Raw genomic sequence first — 4,141 nt, 5'->3', positions numbered from 1 at the left:
GACAAAACTTTGGTGGCTTATTATGTGTCCAGAATCGAGATTGACAAATCAGAGCTTAGAACTTACCTGCAAAACAGGCTGCCTGAATATATGGTTCCTATCTTCTATGTTCAGTTAGTATCACTTCCATTAACCCCAAATGGGAAAATAGATCGCAGAGCATTACCAGAAGTTGATGGAAGTTATATCATAAGAAAGGAATTTGTAGCACCAAGAAATGAAACAGAAGAAAAGTTAGTAGCAATTTGGCAAGAAGTTTTAGTTATTGAAAAAGTAGGAATTACCGATAATTTCTTGGATTTAGGAGGTAATAGTTTAATTGCTATAAGATTAATCAGTTTGATACACAAAGAATTTGATATTAAAATGTCCATCAATGAATTATTTAAAAATATGATTTTAGAAGAACAAGCCTATTTTATTATGAATGTTAGTTTGATTCAAACATTCGATTTTGAAGATAATAGTACAGATAAATTCACTATATAATTTACCCATTAATGCAATGTTATGATTAACAGAAAGTTTAAATAATTATGAAAAATTTGTTGATTCTTTTCCTTTTATTATCCAATTCCACTTTGTTTGCCCAAATAAAAATAATTGGAAAAGTTATGAATGCTGAAGATACATCCCTCAATTTAGCAGCAATTATTTTAACAAATAAAGATTCTATTGCCATCAAAAATGATATTAGAAATAAGAAAGGAGAATTTCTCTTAGAAACAAAATCGGGATGGTATAAAGTACAAATCAGACAAAGCAATAAATGATTTTATATTAAATAGGGGTAAATCATTATTATTGAATTTAAATTATTGGTATAGTTTTCAAAGAATAGATGGAATATACGAAAATGGTGCTATGACTTCTACCTCCATAAGTATTCAATATCTTTTACCGGATAAAGATTTAAAGATTTCATTAAAAGGGGATGATCTATTTAGAACTGAAAAAATAACAGGAAATTCAGTAGTAAATGGTATTTATCAAAATTTTGGATATTATTATGATACCCAATCTTTCTAATTGTCATTAGATTATAAGTTTGGAAACAACAAAATAAAAGTAGAAAATAGGGAAGCTGGTAACGAAAATAAAGAACGAGAACAGGTAATTAATAAGTTGTAAGAATTCATAAAATGGAAGAGTTAATTAAAATACTACATAATTTCAATATCAAAATTGATTTGGTTGATGAAAAATTAGATATTCAGGCTCCAAAAGGAGTTATGACAGAGGATTTATTGAATGAAATTAAATTGTATAAAAATGAATTGATTGAATTTATTATTTTACATAAAACCAAAAAAGAAAAGCATTTATTTATTCCTAAAGTCGCTGAACAATTTAGTTATGTTTTGTCTTCCTCTCAACGCAGATTATGGTTGTTAAGTCAATTTGAAGGAGGAAATACAGCTTATAATATGTCAAGTGTTTTTGAATTGAAGGCCAATGTCATTGTTTCTGATTTACAAAAAGCTTTTCAGTCCCTTATTGAACGACATGAATCATTAAGAACCTTATTTAAAGAGGATGCAACAGGTGAAGTGAGACAATTTATATTAAAACCTGAGGAAAGTAATTTTCAATTGCAATTGGAGGATATTAGCAAGGAAGAAAACATTGTAGAAACCACCAGAGGAATAATTCAAGAAGAAACGAACTATTCTTTTGATTTATCTACAGATTCTTTATTGAGAGTCAGGTTAGTCAAAACATCCGAAGACACCCATGTGTTTGTTTGTGTGATGCATCATATTATTAGTGATGGGCAGTCAACAGAAATAATGACCAATGAATTATTTGCTTTATATGATTCTTTTGCAAAAGGAAATGAAAATCCATTGCCAGTATTACCTCTTCAATACAAAGATTATGCAACATGGCAACAAGGTTTATTGAAAAACGTGAATTTAGAAAGACATAAATCGTATTGGTTACAACAATTTGATGGTGAAATTCCTATATTGAATTTACCTAATTACCAAACTAGACCAGCTATAAAAACTTATAATGGTAAATCAGTCAATACTGTTTTTAGCGAGAGTCTTTTTAAAGATTTTAATCATTTATGCCAATCAGAAGATAGTACACTATTTATGGGTTTATTGGCAGCAGTAAAAGTATTATTGTATAGATATACCAACCAAACCGATATTGTAATTGGTAGTCCAACAGCAGGAAGAGAACATACAGATTTACAAAATCAAATAGGCTTTTATGTTAATACATTGGCATTAAGAACCCAATTTGAGGGAAAAGATAGTTTTAAAGAAATATTGACAAATGTTAAAAAAGTTACGCTTGGTGCTTATGAACATCAGGTTTATCCATTTGATGAGTTGGTATTACAATTACCTATTAAACTTGATAGGAGTCGAAATCCTTTGTTTGATGTTATGGTTACGCTACAAAATATAGATAATGTCAAAAAAAATGTTCCAAAAATTGGAGATATTGAAGTTAAAGAATTACAATTAGAAGGAGAAGCTGTTAGTAAGTTTGATATGGATTTTGCTTTTCAAAAAAAAGGTGATGATCTGGAATTAACACTTACATATAATACAGATATTTATTCTGAAGAATTTGTAAAACGAATATTAAATCATTTCAAAATAGTATTATTAGATATAGTTACAAATCCTAATCTAGCTATAGACTCTCTAAGTTATTTATCTGAAACAGAGAAACAACAATTATTAGTAGACTTTAACGATACCAAAGTTGATTATCCGAAAGATAAAACCATCATCGATTTATTTGAAGAACAAGTTGAAAAAACTTCAGATAATATCGCTGTAGTTTTTGAAGAAGTACAATTGACTTATAAACAACTCAATGAGAAAGCAAATCAATTAGCGCATTATTTAAGAGAAACTTACAAAATACAAGCCGATGATTTGATCGGAATAAAGTTAGAGCGAAGTGAACGAATGATACTGGCTATTTTAGGAATACTAAAATCCGGTGCCGCTTATGTGCCAATCGATCCAAGTTATCCTGAGGAAAGAATCACTTACATAGAAAAAGACAGTAACTGTAAAATTGTTATTGATGAACAAGAATTAGGAAATTTTTACAAAAAACAAAAACAATATAGTAAATCAAATGCCTTAAAAATAAATAAACCAAACGATTTAGCCTACGTTATTTACACTTCTGGTACTGCCGGTAATCCTAAAGGGGTGATGGTGGAACATAAGAATCTTGTAAATTTGATTTATTCTTATAATAATGATTTAGAAGTTTACAACACAACCTTAACATGTAATTATACTTTTGATGTTTCTGTCCTTGAAATTTTCAACTCTATTTTATCAGGTTCAAAACTGTTAATACCGAAATACGAAACAGTATTGTATCCAAAAGAATATGCAAAATATTTTATAGAAAACAAAATCAATTGTTGTTATATACACCCAAGGCATTTAGAAGATATAAGTAAAGAACTAGAAGTAAATAAATATGATGAAATTAAAAAAATATTAATTGGAGTAGAACCTATACAATTCAAAACTATAGAATTTTTTACAAAAAAAACTAAAATTATTAATGGCTATGGACCAACTGAAAATACAATTTGTTCAACTTTTTATCGTGTAGAAAAACTAAAATATGAAAAACAGACTATTCCTATTGGCAAACCAATTGATAACACACAGATCTATATATTAGATGAAGGGTTACAGCCAGTTTCTATAGGTGTTACCGGAAAGATTTATGTTTCAGGAGATGGAGTAGCCAGAGGTTACTTAAACAAACCAGAACTCACGGCAGAGAAATTCATTTCGAATCCTTTCATAAAAGGAACAAGAATGTATGATACGGGTGATTTAGGCAGGTGGCTGCCAGATGGTAATATTGAATTTTTGGGCAGAAACGACCATCAAGTCAAGATAAGAGGTTATCGTATAGAGCTAGGAGAGATAGAAACGGCCATATCTCAATATTCAGGGGAGATACAACAGGTTGTAGTGGAAGCTAAAGAAATCAACCAGGACAAAACTTTGGTGGCTTATTATGTGTCCAGAATCGAGATTGATAAATCAGAGCTTAGAACTTACCTGCAAAACAGGCTGCCTGAATATATGGTGCCTGGTTTTTATGTAGAGATAGAAAGTCTGCCTTTAACACCTAA

4 protein-coding genes are annotated in these 4,141 nt (G+C 29.6%); all 4 read left to right on the top strand.

Going from position 1 to position 4,141, the window contains the following annotated elements:
• A partial coding sequence (locus GQ47_RS20540; protein ID WP_035652527.1) for a phosphopantetheine-binding protein occupies positions 1-489 on the top strand: 489 nt, incomplete at its 5' end.
• A 47-nt stretch (positions 490-536) separates the two neighbouring features.
• Entirely contained in the window at positions 537-773 is a 237-nt protein-coding gene (locus GQ47_RS20535; protein WP_035652524.1) for a hypothetical protein, read from the top strand.
• A complete protein-coding gene (locus GQ47_RS20530; RefSeq protein WP_152561066.1) occupies positions 742-1,029 on the top strand; it encodes an outer membrane beta-barrel protein in 288 nt (95 codons plus the stop codon). Before GQ47_RS20535 ends, GQ47_RS20530 begins: the two co-directional genes overlap by 32 nt.
• A gap of 113 nt (positions 1,030-1,142) precedes the next feature.
• The coding region (locus tag GQ47_RS20525) for a non-ribosomal peptide synthetase (protein ID WP_152561065.1) at positions 1,143-4,141 on the top strand (2,999 nt) is incomplete at its 3' end.

It is taken from the genome of Flavobacterium sp. ASV13 (assembly GCF_000745775.1).
In the GTDB taxonomy this organism is placed as follows: Bacteria; Bacteroidota; Bacteroidia; order Flavobacteriales; family Flavobacteriaceae; genus Flavobacterium.
This window is presented reverse-complemented; position numbering and strand designations above follow the sequence as displayed.